This window comes from Paenibacillus xylanivorans (genome assembly GCF_001280595.1).
GTDB classification, from domain to species: Bacteria; Bacillota; Bacilli; order Paenibacillales; family Paenibacillaceae; genus Paenibacillus; species Paenibacillus xylanivorans.
The window spans coordinates 1-4263 of sequence record NZ_LITU01000020.1 but is presented as its reverse complement, the minus strand read 5'-3'; the positions used below and the strand labels follow the sequence as shown (position 1 = coordinate 4263).

General features: G+C 41.9%; 4 protein-coding genes and 1 pseudogene. All 5 read left to right on the top strand.

Annotated features, from left to right (window positions below):
- Positions 1-184, top strand: a pseudogene (locus AMS66_RS34485) (MarR family transcriptional regulator); the annotation flags it as partial.
- Positions 185-1232: 1048 nt separating this feature from the next.
- A complete protein-coding gene (locus tag AMS66_RS01800; protein WP_082350520.1) occupies positions 1233-1667 on the top strand; it encodes an FGGY-family carbohydrate kinase in 435 nt (144 codons plus the stop codon).
- A gap of 487 nt (positions 1668-2154) precedes the next feature.
- The gene (locus tag AMS66_RS33040; RefSeq protein WP_053779195.1) at positions 2155-2403 is read left to right on the top strand and encodes an SNARE-associated domain-containing protein; all 249 of its coding nucleotides are present in this window, start codon (positions 2155-2157) and stop codon (positions 2401-2403) included.
- Entirely contained in the window at positions 2400-3479 is a 1080-nt protein-coding gene (locus tag AMS66_RS01790; protein ID WP_053779194.1) for a DUF418 domain-containing protein, read from the top strand. Before AMS66_RS33040 ends, AMS66_RS01790 begins: the two co-directional genes overlap by 4 nt.
- A 184-nt stretch (positions 3480-3663) precedes the next feature.
- On the top strand, positions 3664-4263 hold a 600-nt coding region (locus AMS66_RS01785; protein WP_053779193.1), incomplete at its 3' end, for an acetyltransferase.

Here is a 4263-nt window from a genome sequence, read left to right as displayed (position 1 = left end):
AGCGTAAAATCCCGGCCAATAATGAACGCAAAAAAATATATATGTACTGCCAAAAGCAGTTGAACTGATTGAAGACTTTCAAGACTCATTCCAAAAGGTGGAGGAAGAAATCGTTCAAGTCCTTACCGACGAGGAAAAGCAAGTCTTAAAGAAATTGTTGATCAAAATCAATGAGCGCATATAAGAAGACGATTCTCTATGAAATTATGGTGACAGGCTGAACTAGAAGATCGGGAGATGTACAAATAAACTTACGACGAGGAACGAATGACGCTAATTTTTGGTGAAAAACATTGATTTGAGAAGAAAGTGACAAACTTTATATAGTAGTGTTATACACCATATAAAACACCAGGAGTTAGAACGGAACAGAGTCGAAAATCCAAACTTATAATTTAGTTGGTCAAAAAGGGCTGTATACGGTGTATGACACCATATACAGTTCAGTACGGATATTTTTAACTCCTGGATCGGGCATAGCTTTCACCGTTATGTTTCAGAGTCCTTTTTTGTCGCGAGACAAGAACATTGTGTTATTTCCGATTAGGTGATGATCAAAAATATATTCTACTAATTGTTGGATCTACAGTGGCTTTATTATTTCTACGTGCATTTCTGAAAAAAGTAATCGGTGTACTATTTACTGTTATCACTATATTGAAATTGTCAAACTTCGCAGGTTATGTAAATTTATAATTCATAATCTATTCTAAGTTTTTATAATACACAAGAAACGTCTTTCCTAGTGAAAAGACGTTTCTTGTCGTTTCTTTTGCGCGCCGGTCACAACCCATTGCTTCCGGTAGGTACAAAGCAATCGATGCATGATTGCTATATTCTCATCTTAAAACATGGGTCACTCTTCGTCAAAATTTCCTGTTTTATATTCATTAAGAGAAATAACATTATTTGGATCCACCCACTGTCCATCGAGTTGATTGTGTTCAGCAAAATATTCTTTTTTTTCTGCCGATAAATTTGATCTGCAGCCATTATCGGGTACTTTATCTTCGGGATACGGTTTAGATGCCAGACTTGGACAATCAGATCCGCTTAATCCGGATGAATTCTAAGTTCTTGTCGAGGGACAAGAACTTAGTCCGATAATCGATTAGACATGTATCTAATAATTTTCCGACAGTGCTGCTTGAGTTTCTCTACTGTACCGGCTGCCGTGTTGGGAGACATGATTTTACTCCTGTTCCCTCTGAACATAATACGAACTATTTACTATATATCTGCGTAAACGCGGAATTATTCGAACAATCATAGATGCCTTCGAGCAAGGTGGTATTGAAATTAAAGCTCTTAATGCATGTGGCGGTTTATCTACTAAAAATGATTTGCTGATGCAAATTTTTGCGAATGTCACGGAGGAACTGCAGGTAGTGACAACACCTAACGCATCTGCTCTCGGTTCAGCTATTTTTGCCGTAGTCGCAGCCGATCAATTGGATGGAGGTTATGAAAGTGTTCTTCTGGCTGCTGCTCATATGACCGATAGGATGACGATTCGTTATCAGCCTGAACCGGACAAGGTTAGCTTGTATAATAAGCTTTATCCGCTTTACCTGCAGCTGCATGACAGCTTTGGAAAAGAGCTAAAGGTAATGAAGCAGTTAAAAGCTTTTAAACTTAAAGAGGGACTGGGAGTTGAAATCAAATAAAGCTAAAAGGTATTGCGAACCAGGCTATAGCGGTAATTAGAACAGGCGCCTATAATCCTTGGGGGAATATAGCTTTGGTTTCAGGGACAGACCCTTAAGCTTGGTTTACCCATTCCGAGATCACGATAACTTAGACTATATTTTAAATAACATCTTACGGTTAATAGGATGATCTCTGCTTCAAAACGCTTCTACTTAGACAAATCTAAGTCTGTTTCCAAAATAATTGTCCATCCCTTAACTTCAGTTCAATCATCGTATTATTAATTTGAGCTATGCACTACAACCCCGCTGCTTCGCATCGTGCTTGTAATCTAGAGGCGTCCTGCATGGCTGTTGTTCAATACGGAAAATGCAGGGAAATAGCACATACTTCTTAAAATTTTGAACAAAACAATTGACCTTAGGTCACACCTAGGGTGTATTGTTTAGGTATTCCAAGCCGCATCCCTTAGGAGTGACGCTAACCGGATACTTCACATGCATTTTGGGTTCTTCGTTCCGAACCTTTGCAGTCTATGCTTATAGCGGTGCCTTGTTTTGGTGCATTAGCTTTATCGGATTGGGATACGCACTCGGTTCACAATGGGAAAAGCTGCTGCTATCTATTGAGCGATATTCTTGGGATATCGTAATCGCTGTGGTACTTTTGGTGGTTGTTTCCTGGTTTGTAAAACGGATGATTCAATCGTCACGTCATAAAGCGAAAAGTATTAAGGGAGATGATGTGGCATGAGTCAAGCGAAAGAGCGGATAACTGCCTTTGATTTTGCAAGAGCATTGGCGATCTTCGGCATGATAATCGTGAACTATAAGCTGGCGATGCAGGCGGAGAGTGGCGGATCGGCATGGTTGCAAGCGATAGCGGGCCTTTTTGAGGGGAGAGCATCCGCCTTGTTTGTCGTGTTGGCTGGCATCGGGGTGGCATTAATGACCTCGAAAGCCCGTAACTCAATGAACGGGGAGCTCATTCGTCAAAGCCGGAACAGCTTGTACAAGAGAGCTGCTTTTCTGTTTATAGCTGGCGTGCTTTTATTGTTAATGGGCTGGAGTGCCGACATTTTGCATTATTATGCGGTGTTTATGCTTGTAGCTGCAGTCTTGATCACCGTATCCGATAATAAAATACTCGGTTTGTTTTCGATGATCTTGGTAGCATCACAGTTGTTTTTAGTCATGTTCGATTACACCAAAGGGTGGAACTTGAGTTTTAAAGATTATACGGGTTTTTGGACAATAGAAGGGTTCATTCGTAATCTGTTATTTAACGGATTCCATCCGATCTTTCCTTGGCTGAGCTTCTTCCTCATCGGCATGTGGATTGGCAGAAAACGTTGGCTGAATAAGGAAAACCGATCGAAGGTACTGTTGTATTCATTGTCAGGAACGGTTGTTTTTGAATCGATTTCTTTCTTCTTGGTTAAATGGACCTCTCCAGTACTGAGTAATGAAGCAGCAACTTATCTTTTTGGAACTAAACCGATGCCGCCCACAATGCTGTATGTTTTCTCTGGCATTTGTTCAGCTGTCGCCATCATTGCGATCTGTCTTTATGTGGTCGATAAATTTGAAAATTCCCTTCTGACACAGGCGATGATCCATACAGGACAGTTATCGTTAACCCATTATATCGGGCACGTAGTGATCGGAATAGGTTTTCTGATGACAGTGAGTTATTTGGAAAACGGAAGTCTTTCTTTTGCAGTGGCATACGGAACCGTTTATTTCATTATCTCCATTATCTTTTCGAGTCTGTGGAGAAAATGGATGAAAAGAGGTCCGATCGAGCTGATCATGAGAAAATGGTGCTGAGTGGTGTAAGAGGCTTGAAAAGTAACATGTGACACGTTATTATTCAAATGAACGTTGAGGGAAGATGCCGTCCATTGTTATCGATTTTAGCTACGCTCCCTTGGACGGTCCAACAGGAGGCTTTTTTAGCAAAGAAGGTACAGTGCCATAGTAGTAAAATGGAGAGAGCGAGGGGGGAAGAAGTATGTCTTTATTCTTACAAACGATAACTGACTTTTGGCGGACGCAATTTTTGAACGGAGACATCCTCTATACCGATGAAGTCTTTACTGTCACCATCAACCCGGACCTGGATAAAGACAGTCGGGTCATGGTCCTGGAAACCACCGATGGCCGGGTTATGGCGGTCCTGACGCCTGCGATGGCCGATAAGGTAGGCCTTTATCAACGACAAGACCTGTCTGAGGAGATCTTTCGCCGGAAATTGAATGAAGCGGGAGTCACTCTGCATGGCGCAGATTATCTTTTTTATTTTTCAGAAACCGATAAGAACGTATTGCTGCAGGAAAATCTGGAAGGTGACTTACGCCGGTTAACAGAGCAAGATGATGCTGTTTTCTATGAGTTCGAGTCCTCCGCCTCGGAACAAGACTTGGATGACGCTTATGTGGAATTAGATCACTGGGCGGTGTTCGGCTCTTTTGAGCAAAACCGCCTGGTCAGTGCCGCCAGTATGTATCCTTGGGAGGACAATGCGCAAATTGCGGATCTTGGCGTACTGACGCTGACGCCCTTTAGAGGAAAAGGTCACGCCCGCAAAGTGGTGCGTTCCATCTGTAAGTAC

Excerpts from the sequence above, each read along its gene's own strand:
- AMS66_RS01790 (WP_053779194.1), top strand. The coding sequence starts at position 2,400 with ATGAGTCAAGCGAAAGAGCGGATAACTGCCTTTGATTTTGCAAGAGCA.